The following is a 22,948-nucleotide window of genomic DNA, read 5'->3' on the forward strand; positions in this document are numbered from 1 at the left end:
AGGTTGTAGATAAGACTGACAAAGTCAGTCACATATATACGGCAAGGCGACGCTGACGTGGTTTGAAGAGATTTTCGAAGAGTATCAATCCATTATGAAAGTTTTGCCTCTTTCTTACCCTCTATACAAAAAAAGCCTATCACACAAGCTCTAAAGCTGGATATGATAGGTTTTTATATTTTTCTTAACGTACTGTGCGGATACGCATTGTATTTGTACGAACAGCTTCTCCTACTGGTACACCAGCAACGATAACGATATCATCGCCTGACTCAACGAGACCTGCTTCTACCGCTTTACGTTCAGCGATTTCAAACATATCGTCAGTTGAAGATGGAGCATCTGTCAACATTGGGATAACACCCCAGTTCAACATCAAGCCACGTTCTGTCAATTCATCAAATGTCAATGCCAAGATGTCAGCATTTGGACGATATTTAGAAATCAAACGTGCAGTGTGACCTGTCTTAGTAAGAGTTACAACCAATTTAATGTCCATTGAGTTAGTAGCATCTTTAACAGCTGAAGCCATTACTTCTGTCTTAGAGTTACGCTCAAATGAATCTGAATCCAAACGTCCGTATTCATTAAGAAGAGTTTGAGCGTTCTTGTCGATTGTAGCCATTGTAGTTACTGACTCGAGTGGGTATTTACCGTTTGCAGACTCACCTGAAAGCATTGTTGCGTCAGTTCCGTCGATAACAGCGTTAAATACGTCTGATACTTCTGAACGAGTTGCACGTGGTTTTTCAGTCATTGTTTCAAGCATGTTTGTTGCAGTGATAACAACTTTACCTGCAGCATTGACTTTAGTGATGATCATTTTTTGGTAAACTGGAACCATTTCGAATGGTACTTCGATACCCATGTCACCACGAGCGATCATGATACCATCAGCAGCTTCGATGATTTCATCCAAGTTATCGATACCTTGTTGGTTTTCGATTTTAGCGAACAATTGAACGTGTCCGTTTCCAGTTTCTTCACAGATTGCACGAACTTCGTTCACGTCTTTTGCAGTACGTACGAATGAAATCGCGATGAAGTTGATACCTTGTTCAAGACCGAAACGGATATCGTCGTTATCGCGTTCAGCAAGAGCTGGGAAAGGAATTTTAGTGTTAGGAATGTTCACACCTTTTTGTTTAGCAATTACGCCATCATTTTCAACTTCAACTTCAAACTCACGAGTTGCGTCATCTTTAGCAACCACACGAAGACCAAGTTTACCATCGTCAACCAACACTTGACGACCAACTTCAACATCATCATAGATATCAAGAGCACCAGCAACGTTCAATGCAATCACTTCACGAGTTGATTTGATTCCTTGTTTAGTTGCAACACGGATTTTTTCACCAGTTTTGTATGAATATTCTTTAGCTTCACCTTCGAACAATTCTGTACGGATTTCAGGTCCTTTTGTATCAAGAAGGAAACCAACTTTTTTACCTGCAAGTTTTTCAGCAAGTTTAACAGTTGCCATACGCTCACCTTGTTCTTGGTGGTCACCGTGTGAGAAGTTGAAACGGAATGTGTTAGCACCAGCTTCAATCAATTTAGCAATGTTTTTAGCTGAAGCTTCAACATCAAGTTTTTCACCCCAGTATCCGTCATCACCGAATTTTTTACCACCACGGATTTCTACCGCAGGACCCAAAGTTGCAACGATTTTTACACGTTTGTTCATGATTTTTTGTGACTCCTTTATATATATGACCTTTTGGTCTTATTAACTAAATTATGAATTATGACAAGCAATTGTTCAATTGTGACAGGTCAAGATCAGCTTTGTGTGGATTATTTACAATAATCTTACCGTCTGCTGCCAAACTAAACAATGCTCCTTCTTCTGCAGTACCAAGAATTGGATTTTCAACCATTTTTTCGTTACGAATACCTACCGCAACACCACCGATACCTTTTTTAAGAAGTTTAACGGCATGGGCACCCATACGTGACGCCAATACACGGTCACGCGCAGTTGGAGAACCACCACGTTGAATATGTCCAAGTTCTGTCACACGAAGATCGGTCGTATCTCCTGCTTCTTTCAGTTTTTGAGCAAATTCATCTGCTGACATAACACCCTCTGCCAAAACGATGATATTGTGTCTTTTACCACATTCATAGCCAGCTTTGATGCTTGCTACGATATCTTCAATTTTGAAGTCTTCTTCAGGGATAATAATTTCATCAGCACCAGTTGCGATACCCGCCCAAAGAGCGATATCACCAGCGTTACGCCCCATAACTTCGATGACAAAAGTACGACGGTGACTTAATGATGTATCACGAATCTTATCGATAGCGTCCATAGCAGTCGTAACCGCTGTGTCAAAACCGATTGTGAAGTCAGTACCAACGATATCGTTATCAATTGTACCTGGAAGACCGATAGCTGGGAAACCATGCTCAGTCAAACGCATAGCACCGTGGTAAGATCCGTCACCACCGATAACAACTACACCTTCAATGCCGTGTTTTTTCAATTGCTCAATCCCTTTAAGTTGCCCTTCAAGTTGAGCGAACTCTGGGTAACGAGCTGAGTGAAGGAAAGTACCACCACGAGAAATGATGTTTCCTACTGAAGCCGCATTTAAGGGATGAATTTCACCGGCAACCATACCAGCATATCCGTCATAGATACCAAACACTTCCATTCCTTCTGAAATTGCTTGACGAACAACTGCACGGATAGCAGCGTTCATACCAGGGGCGTCTCCACCACTAGTCAAAACAGCAATACGTTTCATATTGGTTTATGCTCCTTTTTCTTTTAACATTCTTCTTGATTATACCACATTTGATTTTAAAATTCTTCTATTTTCCGTATTTTTAGCGATAAATCGTTTTCATAACGATTTCATTCAACTTCGCTTCTAATTCATTGGATTTAGCTACAAAATGATGGGAAGAAACGATTGTTTTCTGTTCCTCTTCATACCTGATGATGACTGGGATTTGGCCTTTATATTGGTCTAAAATACGTGAAATTTCTTGATCCGATTTATGATTTTTCACCTGTATCCAAAAGCGTTCAGCAACTGCTTCTCTTATTTCTTGTGCAATCATTTGCAGACGGCCATCACGTGACTGGATTTTTCCTTTTATATAGTAGAAGGCTCCCTCTTTTATTTCCTGCCCAATCTGACGATATAAGTCTGAAAAGAGAGTAACATCCAATTTTTTTTTACTATCATCTACCTGTAAGAAAGCCATGTTTTCGCCCTTTTTGGTACGAATTACTTTTATTTTCTGAACTTCAACCAAAATAATAGCGTAGCTATTTTCTGATAAATTTCCGATTGGGGTAATCGGGTAAATAGCTTTACTTGCGATAGTTTGTAGGGGATGTTTGCTAACACCTATCCCTAAAAGCTCTTGTTCCATATAGAATTTTTCTTGCTCTGTCCAATCTTCCGATTCCTGCCAACTATAAATAGTATCTCCAAACAAACTTCCTAACTCTTTCACAAATTCAAATAGATTAACTAAATTATTGAATACTTTTTGACGATTTTTTTCAAATAAATCGAAAAGACCAACTTTTACCAAAGGTTCTAGCAGAGGAAGTTTCAAATAATTTTCAGGTAATTTAGCTATAAAATCTTCAATGTTAGAATAGGGTCTGTTTTCAAGAATCCATAGAGCCAGATCCTTGCTGACTCCCTTAATCGATTTCAATCCCAGATAGATGGACTTGTTCGCAATTTTATCGTGATAGGGAATGGTGTTGATGGACAGAGGCGCCACTTCAAAGCCTGCTTCTAAGGCATCTGTTAAGTAATCACTGTTGGCAGAATTCAACATGACCTGATAAAAAATGGCTGGATAATGCGTTTTGAAATAAGCCAACTGGAAAGCCAAGGCTGAGTATGCATAGGCATGAGATCGGTTAAAACCATAACCTGCAAACTTCTCCATGACATCAAAGACCTGCTCTGCCTTTTCCACAGTATGACCAGCTTCTAATGAACCTTGAATAAAGGAAGCCCTCATCTCATGCATGGCAGAGGCATCCTTTTTCCCCATAGCCCGACGCAAAATATCGGCTTTCCCAAGACTAAATCCAGCAAATCGCTGAGCAACCTGCATAACCTGCTCCTGATAGAGCATGATACCATAGGTTGGAGCCAAAATATCCTCCAGTACTGGATCCAGAACAGTCACTTCTTCCTGCCCATGCTTTCTTGCCACAAAATTATTGATGTAGTCACTAGCACCTGGTCGATTTAGGGAAGTAGTTGCTACGACATCTTCAAAACAAACTGGTTGGACACGCTTGAGCAAGCGAATGGCACCCGGTTGCTCAAATTGAAAGATACCTTTTGTATTTCCAGAGGCAAATAAAGCTAACGTTTCGTTGTCTTCCAAATCTATTTCTTCTATTTTCAGATGAATATCTTCTGTTTCAGCAAGCAATTCTTGCATTTTCTGGACAAAGGTCAAATTTCGTAGTCCCAGAAAGTCCATTTTCAAAAGCCCACTAGCTTCAACTCCATGAGCATCATACTGAGTCAGTGGAATTTCATCACCATGCTTTAGAGGAATGTAGTTGGTCAAATCTTGGTCACTGATTACAACACCAGCTGCATGGACAGAGGTTTGTCTTGGATAGCCCTCAATCTTGCAGGCAATGTCAAAGGCTTTTTGGTATTCTAACTTACTATTGATTTGCTGACGAAACTGGAGATTGCCCTCATAGGCCGACTTAAGATTGTCCCGAAAACTGATTTTCTTGGTAATTGCAGATAATTCATACTCGGGCACACCATAGCGTTTCAAAACATCTCGCAAGGCCTGCTTGGCGCCAAAGGTAGAAAAAGTAACGATTTGCGCCGCATGTTTACTACCGTATTTATTGCCAACATACCTGATAAAATCTGGACGATAAATATCAGGAATATCAATATCAATATCAGGCATGGTATAGCGTTCACGATTGAGGAAACGTTCAAAAATCAGATTTTTCTCTACTGGGTCAATTCCTGTAATGTCCAAGGCATAGGAAACCAAGCTACCAACTGCGGAACCCCGTCCCATGCCCATATAATAACCATTCAAGCGTCCAAAACGCAGCAAATCCCAGACAACCAAGAAATAATCATCAAAACCCATATCATGAATAACAGCCAATTCTTGGTCTAGTCGATCTTGATATTCTTTACTAGACAATCCCTTCTGGGCAAGCCCAAGCTCAGCACGTTCTCTCAACTCTTCTACTGCTGGTCTAGCTGGGTTAAAACGAGGCAGTTTCAAACTAGTATCCAAATCGTAAGAAATACCTGAAATAAGCTTTTCTAAGTTTTCCAAGGCTTGCGGAAATCGTTCTAGGAATAATTTCTCTAAAGAATTTGCTGATATAAAGACATCTTGTCGTGAACGCAAGGGAACTTCTCTGAGCGGTAGGTTTTCTTTAATTGCTGTTAAGACTTGCAGAACTTCTCTATCCCTACTTTCAAAGACATTGACCCGATAGAGGGGTAAGATAGGACGATAAAATTCGCTTACCAGTGTTTCCGGATAAACCCCTATATAGTAATCACAGCCTAGATTTAGTGATTCAAGCTCTTCAAAATAAGGCACAATTACCGCGATATCCTCTAGGTACTGAGACAGGACTGACCAAGTTTTCTCCCCCTGCATCTTGGCTGTTGAAAGCTTCATCAACTGCTGATAGCCCACACTAGATAGAGCTAAAAAGCGCAGATTCACTTCCTGAGCATCCACAAATACAGTCATTTCAAGCCCTAATAAAGGATGAATGCCATATTTTTTTGTAACCTCTAGAAAGTCAAAAGCACCATAAAGATTATCAATATCCATTATAGCCAGATGAGTGTAGCCGAATTCTTTAGCTGCTCTCACATACTTGGTGATTGAAATGACACTCTCCATAAAACTATAGACTGTTTTTGTATCTAGTTGTGCGATCAATTTACACTTCTCCTCTATCCTTCTCACTATATTATACCATTTTCACCTATAAAAGGCTTCTCTTGAGAAAAATTTCATCAGCGTACTAATTTACTTTTTATTCATTTGTGTTTTTGTCATTATTTTTTATATTTATACTATATTATATATAAAATAGAAAACATACAATATAAATCTCCTAGAATTTTTATATTATACCCATTACGTCTATTATTACACTGTTCTCTATATTGAATTTAGCACTTTATTCATTTTTATTGGATTATTTCCTTTTGCAGTTAACAATTCCCTTTCTGCTTTTTTTTTGATATAATAACCTTAACTATCATTCTATATGGAGGTTCTATGCGTTTTAATCAATATAGTTATATCACTTTTCCAAAAGAAAATATCTTATCTGAACTAAAAAAATGTGGCTTTGATTTACAAAACACAGCCAATCCCAAGGAATTACTGGAAACTTTTTTACGTCGCTTCTTTTTCACTTATGAGAACACCGACTATCCACTCTCCTGCTTGGCTATAGACAAAGAAACTAACATATTAACTTTTTTCAAATCTGATAAAGACTTGACAGCAGATATTTTTTATACTGTTACTTTTCAACTTTTAGGCTTTTCTTATTTGGTTGACTTCGAAGACAGTGAAGCTTTTCGTAAAGAGACTGGATTTCCTATTGTATACGATGACTTGATTGAAAATCTCTATCAGTTACTCAATACTCGCACCAAAAAAGGGAATACCCTGATTCATCAACTGGTAAGCGACGGTCTTATCTCTGAGGATAATGACTATCACTACTTTAACGGCAAAAGTTTAGCAACTTTTTCCAGCCATGATGTCATTCGTGAAGTCGTTTACGTTGAGTCTCGTGTCGATACTGACCAAAAAGGTCTTCCAGACTTAGTCAAGGTCAGCATTATTCGTCCTCGTTTTGATGGAAAAATCCCTGCCATCATGACAGCCAGCCCTTATCATCAGGGAACAAATGACAAGGCAAGCGATAAGGCTCTCTACAAGATGGAGGGCGAGCTTGAGGTAAAGCCTGCTCATAAGATTGAACTAGAGGAACCTCAACTCAATCTCGTCCAACCCCAAGGCCAAGCTGAGCTTGTGTCGGAAGCTGAGGAAAAGCTAAGCCACATCAACTCTAGCTATACTCTTAATGACTATTTCCTTCCACGAGGTTTTGCCAATCTCTATGTGTCAGGTATTGGTACCAAAGACTCTACTGGTTTCATGACTAATGGAGACTACCAGCAAATCGAGGCTTATAAAAATGTCATCGATTGGCTTAATGGCCGTTGCCGTGCCTTTACTGACCACACGCGCCAACGTCAAGTCAAAGCTGACTGGTCAAACGGAAAAGTTGCCACAACTGGACTTTCCTATCTTGGAACTATGTCCAATGGGCTTGCGACTACAGGCGTCGATGGTTTAGAAGTAATCATTGCTGAGGCTGGCATTTCTTCATGGTACAACTACTACCGTGAAAACGGTCTGGTAACTAGTCCAGGCGGTTATCCCGGTGAGGACTTTGACTCCCTTGCTGAGTTAACCTATTCTCGTAATCTCTTGGCTGGCGACTATATCCGTGGCAATGAAGCTCACCAAGCTGACTTAGAAAAAGTAAAGGAACAACTAGATCGCAAGACCGGCGACTATAACCAGTTTTGGCATGATCGCAACTATCTGCTCAATGCCCATAATGTAAAAGCAGAGGTTGTCTTTACCCACGGTTCACAGGATTGGAATGTCAAACCACTTCATGTTTACCAGATGTTCCATGCCCTTCCTAATCATATAAACAAGCACCTCTTTTTCCATAATGGTGCCCATGTTTATATGAATAACTGGCAGTCCATTGATTTCCGTGAAGCCATGAATGCCTTATTGACTAAAAAATTACTGGGACAAGATACAGATTTCCAACTTCCTACTCTTATCTGGCAGGACAATACAGCTCCACAGACTTGGCTATCACTTGATAACTTCGGTGGGCAAGAAAACTTTGAAACCTTCTCACTTGGGCAAGAAGAGCAAGCTATTCAAAACCAGTACCCAGATAAGGATTTTGAGCGTTATGGTAAGACCTACCAGACCTTCAATACGGAACTCTATCAAGGGAAAGCCAATCAGATTACTATTGACCTGCCTGTGACTAAAGATCTCCACCTGAACGGTCGCGCTCAGCTTAATCTTCGTATCAAATCCAGCACAAACAAGGGGTTCTTATCTGCTCAACTACTGGAACTTGGTCAAAAGAAATACCTACAACCTTATCCAGCTATTTTAAGTGCTAAAACCATTGATAATGGACGCTACCACATGTTGGAAAATCTCTGTGAATTACCATTTAGGCCAGATGCACAACGAGTCGTGACAAAAGGCTACCTTAATTTACAAAATAGAACTGATCTACTGTTAGTAGAGGATATTACTGCAGATGAATGGATGGATGTGCAATTTGAACTGCAACCAACTATTTATAAGCTAAAAGAAGGAGATACTCTTCGTTTAGTCCTCTATACTACTGACTTTGAAATCACAATCCGTGACAATACCGACTACCACTTGACTGTCGACCTCGCTCAGTCCACACTTACAATACCTTACTAAAAAAGGAGTTAAATTATTATGAATAAATCTGAACACCGCCACCAACTCATACGCGCTCTTGTTGCAAAAAACAAGATTCATACACAGGCTGAGTTGCAAGCCCTTCTTGCTGATAACGACATTCAAGTTACCCAGGCAACTCTCTCACGCGACATCAAAAATATGAACCTGTCAAAAGTCCGCGAAGAAGATAACGCTTATTATGTTCTTAATAATGGTTCCATCTCAAAATGGGAAAAACGTTTGGAAAACTATATGGAAGATGCCCTCATCATGTTGCGACCTATTCAGCACCAAGTCCTACTCAAAACTCTTCCTGGTCTAGCACAATCGTTCGCGACAATTATTGATGCTCTTGATTTCCAATATATTATCGCAACCCTTTGTGGTGATGATGTTTGCCTTATCATCTGTGAAGATACAGATGCTGCTCAAAAGTGCTTTGAAGAACTGAAAAAATTCGCCCCACCATTTTTCTTTGAAGAATAATAAATGACTACAACTAACAATTATGCTTTAAAAAAACCTGGTAGAAAGTCTTTAACATCAGAAAACGCATAGTATCAAGTGTTGAAAACCCTTGATACTATGCGTTTTGCTTTATCCTAGGAAGATTTATACTCTTCGAAAATCTCTTCAATCTCCGTCAACATCGCCTTGCCGTGGGTATGGTTACTGACTTCGTCAGTCTTATCTACAACCTCAAAACAGTATTTTGAGCAGCCTGCAACTAGTTTCCTAGTTTGATCTTTGATTTTCATTGAGTATTCCTTCATTTTCTCCTGCAATTGAATTCTTGCTCGGCTTTTTGTTTTCTATTTCTTTAAAATCAAAGTAGCTCTTTTGTTAATAACTCGATCAACAAACATCGTGGTACAAGTATCTACTTTGAAATTTATCAGCCACTTAACAACTGATACTGTATTCTAGGAAAACGATGACATTCTTCCTAATAAAACTTCTCATATATAACATAAATTTCTACTCTTTTTAATTTTAAATGAGTCTCAGCATGGCAATCACTTTAGAATTTAAGCCACTTCTCCAGCTCGATTATTGATAAGTTCAATGGTTTGAACAATATTACGAAGTACTGGTAGTTGGTGTTGAAAGAGTAGCTGAACAGATCCATGAGATTTAAACGGCTCTTGCGTTAACACTTTCATCTCTAAGCAACCATTTTCTACAATGTAGTCTACAATCAATTTCACAAATGAAATCTGCCTAGCATTAAGATTCTCATCCGACAAAAATTTAGAAAAAATACGATTAGCAGACTTTCTATCTAAGCCAATAATCTCACGCACCAATCTCGGAATTGCCTTATTTTCATAATGATGTTGGTAGTCTGCTTTACTACCTAATTTTTCCCAGAGCAATTTTTCAAGTGCAAGCATATCATCAGATGTCAACTTTTTATTATGGTATAGCTTAGAAATGGACTCCTCATCCAGATGAGTTTTCAAATAATGCTCAACTTTTTCATTATAAGATCGAAGATCGTTGACCTGCAAAAATGCTGTGGTCTCGTGAACAGTAGAGAGTATACGATCTTCAAAGTTAACATAGTAGGGTTTACGGTCTGTTTTATCCAAAAACTGTAATAAATCTCGAATAGCAAGACGAATTTTTTCCAAATCAGACAAGCTAACTTCTTTCCAAAATTCAGGCTCCTGTACTTTCCTGATAATTTCAGCCTGCTCAAAAACCTGCGGAATATTACCAATAGCAGAAAGAGCTCTAGCCGTCTTCATCACTTGGGAAATATGAACAGCGGAAGATTTAGCTGTCAGTTGCCCCAACTGAATATGAAGCAAGCACAGATCAAATCTCCTCGCCATCTCATCTTCTTTATCTTCATCAAATAAAAGCGGAGAGAGATTTTTTTGAATGGTCTCACTTGTAACAGCAGTTAGATTCTGCCAACTTTCCAATTTCCTATAGCTATAAACTGTATCTAAAACCATACGAACCCTGAAGTCCAACTCATTTAAGCTCTCTATACGACCTTGAAGTTCTGAAACAAGCTCCTGACGGTATGCTCTAGCAAACTGATCTTCTTGGTATTGGAGTCCCTGAAGTTCTCGAATCAAGTCCACTTTGATATTAAATAAACGCTGACTCAACGAAACAATGTGACGCCCCTCTCCATCTCTTGGATCTGCACGAAAATAATCAAAATTGTCCCCATAATCAAATACCAAGAAGTTTTCCTTATCCTGCTCAGGTCCAAATAAATCTTTACATAGACGGGTTCCTCGACCAATCATCTGCCAAAACTTAGTTTTAGAGCGTACTTTCTTGAAGAAGACTAAATTAACAACCTCTGGTACATCAATACCTGTATCTAACATATCGACAGAAATCGCAATTTGAGGATACTTCTCCTTAATTTTAAAATCATCAATCAAGGTCTGATAATGCTTAATACTATAATCAATCACCTGAGCATAGTCGCTCTCTTTTTCAGGATAGCGGTTGTTAAAAATACCTCTGATATATTCCGCATGATCATGATTTTTAGCAAAAATAATAGTTTTACCAATTTCATCACCCGAGGCTGTCTGAATTCCTCTTGTCATGAGTTCATTTAAAACAATTTCTACTGTACTTTTATTGAAAATAAAGGAATTAAACACACTCCCATCAATATCTTTTTCACAGCTATCGTCTTCAAATTTGCTATCAAAATGTTCCTTTTCTTCTTCGGACAAATCATCATAATGTAGACCATCCGTAGGTAGTTTCAGTTTGGTTTCGATAGAATGATAGGCTACTAAATATCCGTCTTTAACAGCCTCTTCCAAATCATATGCATATGTTGGAACACCATTCTCCAAATTAAAGAATCCATAGGTGTTTTTATCTAAATCTTGACGCGGAGTAGCTGTTAAGCCTACAATCCTTGCATCAAAATAATCAAAAATGGACTTGTATTTCTGATAAATAGAACGGTGAGATTCGTCAATTATGATAAGGTCAAAATGCCCAACAGTGAAAGGACGTTGATTTACTTCTTCTTGACCACTAATCGCTCCAATCATAGTCGGATAAGTTGAAAAGACCATGCGACTTGATTGAGCTCCTTCTTTATCTTCTAAGAAGTTACAAACGGAAAGATCTGGGAGTAATTTCCTAAACGAATCATAGGCTTGCTTAACCAAGGAAGTTCTATCGGCTAAGAAGAGAACGTTTTTTACCCAGTTATGACGTGATAAGATATCAACTAGAGAAACTGCTGTACGAGTTTTCCCAGCCCCAGTTGCCATAACCAAAAGTGCCTGTCTACGATGATTAGAGAAAGCTTCACAAACGCTTGCAATCGCATGTTTTTGGTAGTGACGCCCGGAAATATCGTCCCTAATTTTACTAGAAATATCCTCAAGTGGTTTTTGAAGATGACGTCTATCCATCACTAATTGCAATTCTTCTTGAGAGTAAAAGCCTGCAATCTGGCGGCGGTTTGGACCATCAAGTATATAGTGCTTCAAGCCATTTGTAATAAAGCAAATTGGCTGATAGCCGATATATTTCTCCAGAGCTTCAGCATATTCTTTGACCTGTACTTCCCCTACTTCTGGATTGACAGAGGCTTTTTTAGCCTCCACAATCGCTAAAATTTTCCCATTTTTACCATAAAGTACATAGTCACAGTAACCAATTCCTGAACCGTGCTTGAGACCATCAACAGCTATCTCAACACGACAGTTTTCTTCAAATATCCATCCTGCTAGACGGAGATCGATATCAATAAAGAGCTTTCTTGTCTCTGCCTCAGATAATTGATCAATATGGAAAGGCACATCTTGCCGTTGCGCTGCAGTCTCACGTTTTTCAGTATAAGTCTCTTGAACTTCTACGGACTGAGCAGCCATCTGTTCATGAAAATCAGGCAGTTCTGGTAAACTGTCTTGTAACTTTATCATAGATTGTGGAGTTTCTCGGTATTTGATGTTTGCTGAAAGTGGTAAGCACTTCTCATCAAAATAACGCTCCACAAACTCATTGCTGTAACAATAATCGATAAAATTAACAAACTGATACAAATGATGCAAAGCTAAAATAGCTTCTCGTTCCTTAATTTCACCACCATGAGCAGCATGGTTTCCCCACCGAATCAACAGAACTATCTGCTTGTGGAGTTCAGAATCTACGATATCCCTAAAATCATCATCCCATACTAAAGAAGATAGAGTAGCACGATAGGGAGCTTCTAAATATGAATCGTGACTATATATCCAATGGACAGCCTGCTCTAAAGCACGACGCGCCATAAAGGCAGTAGCCACAGTTGATGTAGCAATCATATTCTCAGCTTCAATGCAAGGTTTTGAAAAAGATTCATATTCGTCATTTTTTAAAAGAAAGCTAAAATTTCCCATTTTTTTCTCACTTTAAACAAATAGTTTAGCTATATTATACTAAATTTCAAGCTATTTCTCCACACTTTTATAGCTATCTCACAAGCAAATTGTGATTTGTCGACCTGGGCTACAAAGTCTGCGAACTCATTTTGGAGGGAAAGAGGGGGGAGAATATATTTCTGATTTTCTAATGGTTTTTGAGTTATCTTTGGTTGACCTGAGAAATCAGCAAATTTACTAAAATCAATTACTTTCATTAATTCTAATAAAAATACAAGATTAAAATCGGAATTCTTAAATTCTTTTATATATATAGCATTATCACTTATCCATACCTTACCGTAGGTAGTTCTTACATTACCGCAATATGCACCTACACGACCAATGATGATAGTAGGATTATCAATTAAATATTTTCGACTTTTCCAAGCAATGCCATTTCCACCATAGGCAGGATAACCTTCAAAAACTCTATCATGTTTATCAAGAAATTTTCCACTTGAAAATTTAAAACACTGTTGTCCCGTTTTTACTGCAAATTTCTTGTTATTATTTAAAGGATCCCCAAACATCTCGTTAAATCGGGATTTTACAAGTAGATTAAGCTCTTCAAGTTGTTCTTGTCTCCTTAAAATCAGCTTGCTTAACAAATCCAGCTCACTTGCAATTTTTTGTTGCTCTCCCAAATTTGTATATGGAACCATAATATTATCAAAATATTTTTTAGTTAAATGTTTCATTGTGGAACCATGAGTATGTTTTACAGCATCTTGTAAACCTTTTTCAACAACATATTTAAAATACGATTTATCTATATCTATCTTATCAAAAACCACTTTAAAAATGTGCTGATTTAACACTGCGGATCTTCCACACCACTGAAAAATCCCTAATGTACCCGACCACGAAATAAGGATATCACCAGCTTCAACAATGTATTTTTTATCAATCGTACCCGAATAATAATTTATCCCTTTTGAAGTTTTAGTCAGATTCTGTATTCTGATAATCTCTTTCCCTTCAGATGACCAATCTTGAGGTTTAAAAGCATAGCCATTGATAAAAGTAGCCACTTGCCCTAATTTCACTTTCTTCATGCAACCACCTCCTCGGAATATCGGGATTTGCTTTTAAGAGATGAATTTTTGGTGTGAATGCTTGACATTATTTTGATTGACCATGGCATAGGCCAGGGTTGTGTCAATCTTGCTATGACCTAGCAGTTTTTGGACTTGCTCGATAGGCATACCTTTATCAATTGCCTTAGTCGCTAAAGTTCTTCTGAACTTATGTGGGTGAACCTTTTGTATACCGAGTTTGTCTCCTAACTTTCTTAAGCGAATCTCTACACCAGCAATTCCAAGCCTCTGGACTTTTCCAACTAACGTTACAAAAAGAGCAGGGTGACTATCTTTTCTGTCGTTAAGATAGTTTCTTAAATGAATTTTCGTACGAGCGTCAAAATATACTGGTCTCTCCTTCTTTCCTTTACCAAAGACAACACACTCTCTGTTTTCAAAATCAATATCTGAACGATTCAACTGTACAAGCTCCCCTACACGCATACCTGTCGATGCTAGTAGGTCTATTATTGCCAAATCTCTCAAATTTTCACAGTTATCGCGCATAATTTCCAAATGTTCATCAGTATAAGTTTCCTTCACATTTTGCTCAGTCTTAATTTTCTTTATCCGTCGAATGGGATTTTTAATGATATATTCCTCTTGCTCAAGCCAAGCAAAAAAAGAAGACAATATACGCCTAATATTGTCTAAATTCGCCTTACTACAATCCTTTTCAGACTGGTAATTTGCTAAATAACTCCTTAAATCATCTGTTGTGAGTTGTGTCACAGACTCCTTAATACCATTAAACAAGTTTTCAATCGTCCTCTGGTAATAACGAATTGTTTTTGAGCTACAGCCCTCTACCTGCTTGGCGGTAATAAATAGTTGCAACAGGTTATTATTCGAATACTTCTGCTGCTTTTTTCCGTCTACTAGATGATGTTCTAAACTCTCTCTCAACGCTAGTAATTGTTCATTATTTAAAAGAGGTAACATTTCTTGCATGATAATTGTAACTTTTGATTCCATAATTTCTCACTTTCTTATTCATCAATAAAAAGAGACAATATCAGTTTCTGCATTACAGAATTCTAATATTGTCTGTTCATTTATTTTCTTGTGCTCATTCAAATCCAGCATACTAGGTTACTTTTTGACCTTTTCTCTAACAGAATGTTCAGAAACCCATTTGGAGTAGCTTGTCATTTTTTCATCAGTTAAAGCTTCTACTGCGATGGTTACACACATTTTTACTGCTTCTTCTACCGTTACAGAAAAACGATAGCCGTTTAATTGTAAAAATTTGACCAAAACGAAGAAAGCAGTTCTTTTATTAGCATTAGCAAAAACATGCTTCTTTATCAATTGGACAAATAGTATCGTTGCTTTATCAAAAATTGTTGGATAAAGAGGCTTCCCAAAGACAAATTGTTCTGGTAAGTTCACAATCATATTTAAGGCAGAAGGACTAACTGTTTGAATTTTCTCATTTGGAGAATACCGTTGAATTGCTAAAGCATTTATTTTTTCAATTTGCTTTTCTGTCAGATAGATTGTCATTTTTCCACCAAAGCTTTGAAAACATCGTCGTATTCGTCAAATATTTTATCTAAATTTAAGTCAAAGGCATCATCAGATACATAAGAAACCTGCTGCCCCAATTCTTCAGGAGTAAAGATAATCTCACCACTTGGTAACAATTTCGCTTCGTATTTAACACCACTTGGAATATTAAATTCACTTGGAATCGTAATGGTGATTGAATTTCCTTGTTTTCTTGTTTTTACTACCATCTGATTTCCTCCTTTATTGTATTATAACAAATCATTACGGTAATTACAATGGCAGAATATCAGCCAAAATACTCCTGCATCAGAGATTTCTTCAAAGTTTCAAGTTCTTCCAGAGATTTTTGGATTGCCAATTGTGATTTGTCGACTTGGGCTACAAAGTCTGCGAACTCATTTTGGAGGGCTAGTGGGGGGAAAATCAGTTCAAAATTTTTAATCAGTTGACCGTTTAAATTAGGTTGATTTCCTCCTCGTCCAAGTTCTCGTAATTCGCTATACCTTAGCATTAATTGATGCCAAATAAAAACTGGATTGTCTATTTTATTTGGAAATATAGCCCCACATGCTTGGTTGCTAGTAGATTCAACTTTGAGGATTGCACTTCTTCCTCTTGTTTGTCCTTGACCATACATAGCAATTAATATTGTATTAACTGGAAAAAGTTTAAGAGATGTATTTTCTAAAGCAAATTTTGTAATTTTTTCCTCAGTTTCCGTAATTTCTCTATTTATTACCTCAGTTGTTTTTACCCAATTAATCGTTCCGCTATCCCAATATAATTTATTATCTCTTGATGGTGTACTTCCACTAGAAACTTCAAATTTTTCACCTATTTTATATTTGGGGAATAATGTAGTATAAAAATCCCCAAACATCTCGTTAAATCGGGATTTGACGAGCAAGTTTAGTTCATCTAACTGCAATTTTCTTTTAGTAATAAGCCTTTTAATCGTATTAAGAATACAGATAATGTTCTCTTGTTCCTCGATACCTAGCAATTCTAATTGTAAATCAAGTAATATATTCTTGTTTAAATGAGGAATTGTTGCCCCTGTTGAATGATCTCGTAAATACTGCGATTTACTTTCCAAAAAGACTCCCAAGTAATCTGATATAATTTTTTCTTTGTATCGCTCATTCTTTTTTAAGACCGTAATTGTACTACCAACAGCTCCCGATAACCCATAACCAACTGTTCCTGCATTAGCACCATCCCATGCTATCAGAATATCATCTGGGAGTGCTTCAGTCATATTTAAACTTTCAGTGAATTTTAAATTATTATTATTTCTTAAATCATCTATTTGAATATAACGTTGGCTTAGAGTTGTTTGTTCAGCAAGTACAGTGGCTTTCTTTCCTTTTTTTAGAGATAAGATTTCCCCCAACTTCACTTTTTTCATACAGCCACCTCCCTACTTGAGTAATTTTTCTAATTCAGCCAAGCCAGCTTGAATTTCTTTTTCTAAATCATTGATTTTCTTTAAGATGACCTCTGTTGGTTCATACTCAACTTTTTCATACTCAATCTCTTTATATTTATTGATAGACAAATCATAATCATTTTCCTTTATCTCATCAACTGTAACAAAGAAAGATTGATCCGTTCTCTGACGTTCTGCTTCTTTTTCAAGATGATGAAAGCGTTCGATAATATCTGGAATATCATTGTCGCTAATCGGTTGTCGCTTATCATCCAAACTTAAACCATCCGCTTTCATATCGTAAAACCAGACCTTGTCAGTACCACCATTGCCAGTTTTTGTAAAGATGAGAATGGCAGTTGAAACTCCAGCATAAGGCTTGAAAACACCACTAGGCATTGAGATTACAGCATCAAGCTTATGGTTCTCTACAATTTCCTGACGAATTCCTTTATGAGCTTTAGACGAACCAAAAAGAACACCATCAGGTACGATAACTGCTGCTCGTCCACCTGGTTTTAAAGTTCGCAAGAAAAGAGAAAGAAAGAGTAATTCTGTTTTTTTGGTTTTTACGGTTGCAAGAAGGTCATTAGAGGTTGAATTGTAGTCAAGTGAGCCCTTAAAAGGAGGATTTGCTAAAACCAAGGTATATTTATCGGCTTCTTCATTATCTTGAGACAGCGAGTCCAGGTAACTGATTTGTGGATTTTCTACTCCATGTAGCATCATGTTCATCGCCCCAAGTCTCAACATAGTCGTATCCGTATCATTTCCATGAAACATCTGATTATGAAAATGATTGATATTATCTGTATTGGTTTCCCATTCATATTTCTTACGCTTTAAGTAACGGCTAGCAGATACTAAGAAGCCAGCAGAACCCATAGCGGGATCTGAGATGATATCTTTGATGGTCGGTTGCATCAATTCAACCATCATATCGATGATGTGACGAGGTGTACGAAACTGTCCATTTTTACCTGCGGTCGACAATTTTGATAACAGATATTCATAGTTATCCCCGATATCAGTAATACTTTGTTTGTCATTATCAAAATCTACATCTAATCCCCTAGTTGGAAATGCATCTAAGATAGAAATTGCCTTTTGAAGCGTAGCAGGTTTATTTATTTGAAAAATAGCTTCTCGCATATATCGTGAAAAGGCTGTATCATCTGTATCCCCCTTGAGATTTTTAATAAACGGAAAAATCTCCTGAGTCATTAAACGATAAACTTCCTGAGCATCTCCTATATTTTTAAAAGTTGACCAACGGTATTCAGGTTTATCTTTTGGAAAAACTCCCTCATAAGGAATCCCTAAAAATTCAGCATCACTTTCACGTCCAAGCTCGACACTATCCAAATCTTTCATAAATAAGAGATAAGTCAACTGTTCAATATTTGTTAAAGGATTTGCATTTCCTTCTGTCCAAAGAATTTCCCACAACTGATCGATTTTATTTTTTAATTCGCCTGTAATCATATCTTCCCTTTTCTTTAGTTTTTAAAACTTAGTAATATCATTATTTTATCAGATTTCAAACAAAGCTTCAATTAACTATATCTATGCGTCACCTGAATATTTTAATAGACTTGTTTAGTATCTTGAAAACTATATCGTATAGGTGTCGTCATGGATCCTTTTAGCTGATTTACGGATACGAAAACACAATACTATGACTAAATTGAAATGTTAAAATTCAATTTCTGACCACCTAATCCTGCTTCAAATAGTTATCGAACAAGTTTTATGATAGCTACCTTGTTAGGATGCTCTTATTTTTTATCAGACAAAACAAAAGGATTAAGGGAGTGAATTTCCTTAATCCGATAGTTCTTATTCTTGACGTTGTCCGAAATCAGCAATCATCTGATCCATTTCTTGTCGACTCGGAGTTGTCAGCATATAAAGGTAATCCCCTTGAAGTTCCGCAAAGGCAGCTGGCATGATTTTTTTAACCTTGAACTGCTGACTATATTTGTCAAGCAAGTCCTCCTCAGAATAAACATAGTGAGCATTTGCACGGCGAGAAGTAGCCAAACAATACTGAGGTTCAAACTCTGACATTGGGAACTCTTCTCCTGCGACAATGGCTGCATATCCACGATAGAGATCCAAGGAATGAGCAAAGTTATAAACATCAATGGTGAAACCACCTGCAGGACGGTTATTGTACTCAATGGCAATGTAATCGTCCCCCTCACGGAAGAACTCAATATGGAAGAAACGTTCTTTCATACCAAATTCTTTGACAATTGCCTCACCATATTTACGTAATTTAGGATCCATATCCTTGAGCACGTAATAAGAATTATCCATCTTGTAAATCATGAGATCAAGCGGTGTATAGGCGTAGTCAAAGGTTGTTGAAAAGACAATCTTTCCATCCTTATCCACTAGACCATCAAAGGTACAGATTTCACTAGACGTGACAAATTTCTCAAAGAAATAAATAGTTGAATGGTCCCATTCTTGCTTGAAGTGATTGACATCGTCTTCTGTTTCAAGCTTAAAGGTCGCGGCTGCTCCAACTCCATTGTCAGGTTTGGCAATCATTGGAAGACCGATTTCGTTCACTGCTTGATCAACATCTGCTTCCGTCTTGATAACAGCTCCAGGTACCACGGGGACACCTGCTTTTTTGAACAGTTTCTTCATTTCAGACTTAAATTTCGTCTTTTTGAGATCCTCTGGTTTAGCACCAAAAACATTGAATTGTTCACGGAGAGCTGCGTCCAGCTCAAGCCAGTATTCATTATGGGATTCGATGCGGTCAATCGGGCCATGTTTATAGAAAAGGAAAGCAACTGCACGTTTGACTTCGTCTATGTTCTCAAGATTATCAACACGAAAATACTCGGTCAAGCTATTGCGTAAGGGCTCATCCAATTGCTCGTAAGGCTCTTGACCAATTCCCAAGACAGTGATGCCTTTATTAGCTAGTTCAATCGTAAACTGTTGAAAGTTTTGGGGATAGTAGGGAGAAATAACAAGGTAATTCATAGGTAACTCCTTTTATAAATAGAGATGACCGAGGAAATAAGGCATTTGTTTACGCCACCATTCCCAGTCGTGGGCGACATCGTGTCCCCATTCAGCAAACCAGGCTGGAATTTGTTTCTGGTCAAAGGCTTCTTTGAGCTTATAGAAAGATGGTAGACCATCTTGTTCCCAGGCACCAAGACCCGTACACAGCACAATCTCTGCCTGACGATAACGGTCAATAAACCAGCCGTCATTCTGATTCCAGATATAATCTACTGGCGAGTTTTGATAAATAGCATCGTCATTGTAATAATCGCCGACAAAGAAACGTGCATCGTAAACACCACTGAGAGCAATTACTTTGGTAAAGACATCTGGATGCTGGAGGAAGAAATTGAGTGCATGATAGGCTCCCATAGAGCAACCTGTTGTCATCATGCCATCAAACCAACCTGTCTTGTGCTTGATAAAAGGAATGGCCTCCTCAATCACATAACGTTCGTAGGCACGGTGCATTTCCGCCTGGTCATGAGCATTTTTCCAAGTAGCTAACCAGCTCTCGCTGTCTACACTAGATAGGGTAAAGAACTGGACACGACCTTCCTCGATAAAAGAGGCACAGGCATCAATCATGCCAAAATCATAGTATTCATTGTGACTACCACCTGATGAAGCAAAGACCACAACTGGAATACCAGCATGTCCATAACGATTGAGGTACATTTCACGGTTGAGATGGCCACTCCAGTGGCTAAGATGTTCAATATGCATTTCGTTTTTTCCTTTCTTAACTTACCATTTTTCTGCAAAAAATCTCAGACAATCGGGTAGATTTTCCGACCAAGGGATTTCACTATGGATGGCACCAGACTGAACTTTCAGCACAAGATTATCCAGATGCACTCCCCCTGCTATCAAATCATGGTAATAGCGAAGCGACGAGTCGATATAGGCTTGTTTGATATTGCCAGCCATCAAGGTCTTATCTGTATCATCCGCTTCTTCCGTTCCCACATAGATAAAGATACGCTGGTCAGGCGATAGTTGCTGACGCTCGATATAGCGGTTAAAGGCTTCTTGGTGGAGCCAGTTTGCAGATGAAAAGACGCCCAGGCAACCAATTTGGTCTTGGTATTCCAAACCGATAAACTGGGTAATATTGCCTCCTAGCGAAGACCCAATCATAGCCGTATGCTGGCGGTCTGCTTTTGTACGATAGGTTTCATCTATAAAAGGCTTGACCACCTCCATGACAAACTCAGCATACTCCACACCCTTACCGCCAAACTGCTGCCCTGGGATAGGAGATTCTTGGAACTTCCATGCCGCATACTCATTCATCCGCCCCATGCCATCATTGTCAATAGCAACTACAATCATGCGACTGATATCGGGATTTCGTTTGATGGCTGGGATAATCTTCCATGAATGGCCAATGAAGGATTCTTTGCTATAAAAAACATTTTGCCCGTCATGAAAGTATACAACAGGATAGGAGCGGTCCGTGTCTTTCTCATAATCTTTAGGTAGAAGAACACGTACACGGCGCTCTTTACCTGTATAAGGAACCTTGAGTTTGTGTTCTTTCATTTTTAAATAAAAGTAGGATTGATTCATTGTCAGAAAACTCTCTATATTCAAAATTTTATTTTATTATATCACAATTATAGAAAAAAAGTTAGTTTTTTACCTATTTTTTAGATAAAAAACTAACTTTCTTTCCTGATTTTCGCTATTCTTTTGTGTTTTCTGATTAGAGCAGATTGTCAATCAAGTCATCCACTTCATCTTTTTCAGCCTGCGGTGTAATCTCAGTAATCATGATTCCAGCCACTGCTCGCTCAACCAAAGCTTCAACATCCATCCGTTTTTCATACTGCTCCGCATTCTTAATCTTAGGATTGGTCTTTGGACGATCTGGCGCAAAAATGGTACAACAGTCTTCAAACGGTTGGATTGAAATGTCAAAGGTATCGATTTCCTGGGCGATGTCAATGATTTCCAACTTGTCCATGGTAACCACAGGACGAATGATGGGAGTGTTGGTCATAGCGTTAATAGCCTGCATGCTTTCAAGGGTTTGGCTGGCTACTTGACCTAGGCTTTCCCCATTGATGATAACTAAACCATTTCGTACCTCACGAATACGGTCGGTAATCCGCATCATAAAGCGACGCGTCAAGGTCATGAGATAGGCTTCTGGCGCCTTAGCCTTGATTTCCTCTTGAATCTCAGTGAAAGGCACCTCGATAAACTGGATATTGCCGCCAAACTTGGTCAATTTACGGGTCAAATCCTGCGCTTTCTTGAGGGCACCGGGACTCGTGTAAGGTGGGCTGGCAAAGTGAACAGCCTCAATATCCACTCCACGTTTCAAAGCAAGATAACCTGCTACAGGTGAGTCAATCCCTCCTGATAACATAAGCATCCCTTTACCTGAAGTTCCAACTGGCAAACCACCAGCCCCACGAATAGTTTCATAAGAAAGGTAGGCTGCCTCTTCTCGAATCTCCACTTGGAGATTGATATCAGGATTTTTCATTTGAGCTTGCACATTTGGAATGGCTTCAAAAACAGCTCCTCCAAGCATTTGGTTGAGTTCACGACTGTCGAGTTCAAAGTTGTGGTCGCTACGCTTGCTAGAAATCTTAAAGGTCATGCCTTCCTTGTAGATGTCCTGCATAATCTCTTGGACAGAAGACTTCAGAACTTCTACAGATTTTTCAACCTTATAGACAGGGGAAAAGTTTTGAATTCCAAAGACTTGCTTGAGTGATTCTGCAACTGCCGTGTAATCTGCTCCATTGAGGTAAGCGTGGGCACGGTCACGATCTGCCCTTACCTTAACTTGGGGATAGATAGACAAAACGTCTGAAATATTATTGCGAAGTTTATTGATGAAACGCATACGGTTTTTGCCCTTGGTTGACAGCTCACCGTAGCGAATCATAATTTCTGAATACTGCATGAATGCT

The 22,948-nt window shown here is 38.4% G+C and carries 17 protein-coding genes; 2 read left to right on the forward strand and 15 right to left on the reverse strand.

All coding sequences use genetic code 11. The features are described 5' to 3' along the window. Positions 1–184 precede the first annotated feature (184 nt). The 3 genes from pyk to HT697_RS04685 form a co-directional block, all read right to left on the reverse strand. Complete coding sequence (gene pyk, locus HT697_RS04675; RefSeq protein WP_112443566.1) at positions 185–1,690, reverse strand: pyruvate kinase; 1,506 nt, start codon at positions 1,688–1,690, stop codon at positions 185–187. Positions 1,691–1,748: 58 nt separating this feature from the next. Next, positions 1,749–2,756: a 6-phosphofructokinase gene (gene pfkA, locus HT697_RS04680; protein ID WP_000820871.1), complete on the reverse strand. Its 1,008-nt coding sequence runs from the start codon at positions 2,754–2,756 to the stop codon at positions 1,749–1,751. A gap of 82 nt (positions 2,757–2,838) precedes the next feature. Then, positions 2,839–5,940, reverse strand: a complete 3,102-nt coding sequence (locus HT697_RS04685; RefSeq protein WP_173262365.1) for a DNA polymerase III subunit alpha — start codon at positions 5,938–5,940, stop codon at positions 2,839–2,841. A gap of 345 nt (positions 5,941–6,285) precedes the next feature. Here HT697_RS04685 and HT697_RS04690 point away from each other — a divergent pair, with 345 nt between their 5' ends. Further along, a complete protein-coding gene (locus tag HT697_RS04690) occupies positions 6,286–8,559 on the forward strand; it encodes a Xaa-Pro dipeptidyl-peptidase (protein WP_173253395.1) in 2,274 nt (757 codons plus the stop codon). Between the two features lie 18 nt (positions 8,560–8,577). After that, positions 8,578–9,048: an arginine repressor gene (locus HT697_RS04695; RefSeq protein WP_173253394.1), complete on the forward strand. Its 471-nt coding sequence runs from the start codon at positions 8,578–8,580 to the stop codon at positions 9,046–9,048. Positions 9,049–9,164: 116 nt separating this feature from the next. Here HT697_RS04695 and HT697_RS04700 read toward each other — a convergent pair whose 3' ends face one another. The 12 genes from HT697_RS04700 to thiI form a co-directional block, all read right to left on the reverse strand. Then, positions 9,165–9,320 (reverse strand): hypothetical protein, encoded by a 156-nt coding sequence (locus HT697_RS04700; RefSeq protein ID WP_173253393.1) that lies wholly within the window; start codon positions 9,318–9,320, stop codon positions 9,165–9,167. A gap of 270 nt (positions 9,321–9,590) precedes the next feature. Continuing rightward, entirely contained in the window at positions 9,591–12,941 is a 3,351-nt protein-coding gene (locus HT697_RS04705) for a DEAD/DEAH box helicase family protein (RefSeq protein WP_173253392.1), read from the reverse strand. A gap of 29 nt (positions 12,942–12,970) precedes the next feature. Then, positions 12,971–14,020, reverse strand: coding sequence for a restriction endonuclease subunit S (locus HT697_RS04710; RefSeq protein WP_173253391.1), 1,050 nt, complete (start codon positions 14,018–14,020; stop codon positions 12,971–12,973). Positions 14,021–14,053: 33 nt separating this feature from the next. Continuing rightward, on the reverse strand, positions 14,054–15,019 hold the full coding sequence (gene xerA / locus HT697_RS04715; protein WP_023936148.1) for a site-specific tyrosine recombinase/integron integrase: 966 nt from the start codon (positions 15,017–15,019) through the stop codon (positions 14,054–14,056). 117 nt (positions 15,020–15,136) lie between these two features. After that, on the reverse strand, positions 15,137–15,550 hold the full coding sequence (locus tag HT697_RS04720) for a type II toxin-antitoxin system death-on-curing family toxin (protein ID WP_023941843.1): 414 nt from the start codon (positions 15,548–15,550) through the stop codon (positions 15,137–15,139). After that, positions 15,547–15,783: an AbrB family transcriptional regulator gene (locus HT697_RS04725; protein ID WP_000260605.1), complete on the reverse strand. Its 237-nt coding sequence runs from the start codon at positions 15,781–15,783 to the stop codon at positions 15,547–15,549. The genes HT697_RS04720 and HT697_RS04725 overlap by 4 nt, the downstream gene beginning before the upstream one ends. A 59-nt stretch (positions 15,784–15,842) precedes the next feature. Next, positions 15,843–16,964, reverse strand: a complete 1,122-nt coding sequence (locus tag HT697_RS04730; RefSeq protein ID WP_173262370.1) for a restriction endonuclease subunit S — start codon at positions 16,962–16,964, stop codon at positions 15,843–15,845. 12 nt (positions 16,965–16,976) lie between these two features. Beyond that, positions 16,977–18,470 (reverse strand): class I SAM-dependent DNA methyltransferase, encoded by a 1,494-nt coding sequence (locus tag HT697_RS04735; protein ID WP_173217543.1) that lies wholly within the window; start codon positions 18,468–18,470, stop codon positions 16,977–16,979. 354 nt (positions 18,471–18,824) lie between these two features. Next, on the reverse strand, positions 18,825–19,991 hold the full coding sequence (locus tag HT697_RS04740) for an ATP-grasp domain-containing protein (RefSeq protein WP_173217545.1): 1,167 nt from the start codon (positions 19,989–19,991) through the stop codon (positions 18,825–18,827). Positions 19,992–20,003: 12 nt separating this feature from the next. Beyond that, positions 20,004–20,744 carry an esterase family protein gene (locus tag HT697_RS04745; RefSeq protein WP_173262372.1) on the reverse strand — a complete coding sequence of 247 codons (741 nt, stop codon included), beginning with the start codon at positions 20,742–20,744 and terminating at the stop codon, positions 20,004–20,006. 21 nt (positions 20,745–20,765) lie between these two features. Beyond that, complete coding sequence (locus tag HT697_RS04750) at positions 20,766–21,590, reverse strand: alpha/beta hydrolase (RefSeq protein ID WP_049532194.1); 825 nt, start codon at positions 21,588–21,590, stop codon at positions 20,766–20,768. Between the two features lie 136 nt (positions 21,591–21,726). Further along, entirely contained in the window at positions 21,727–22,941 is a 1,215-nt protein-coding gene (gene thiI, locus HT697_RS04755; protein WP_173262375.1) for a tRNA uracil 4-sulfurtransferase ThiI, read from the reverse strand. Positions 22,942–22,948 lie beyond the last annotated feature (7 nt).

This window comes from Streptococcus sp. 1621, from assembly GCF_013276615.1.
Lineage (GTDB): Bacteria > Bacillota > Bacilli > Lactobacillales > Streptococcaceae > Streptococcus.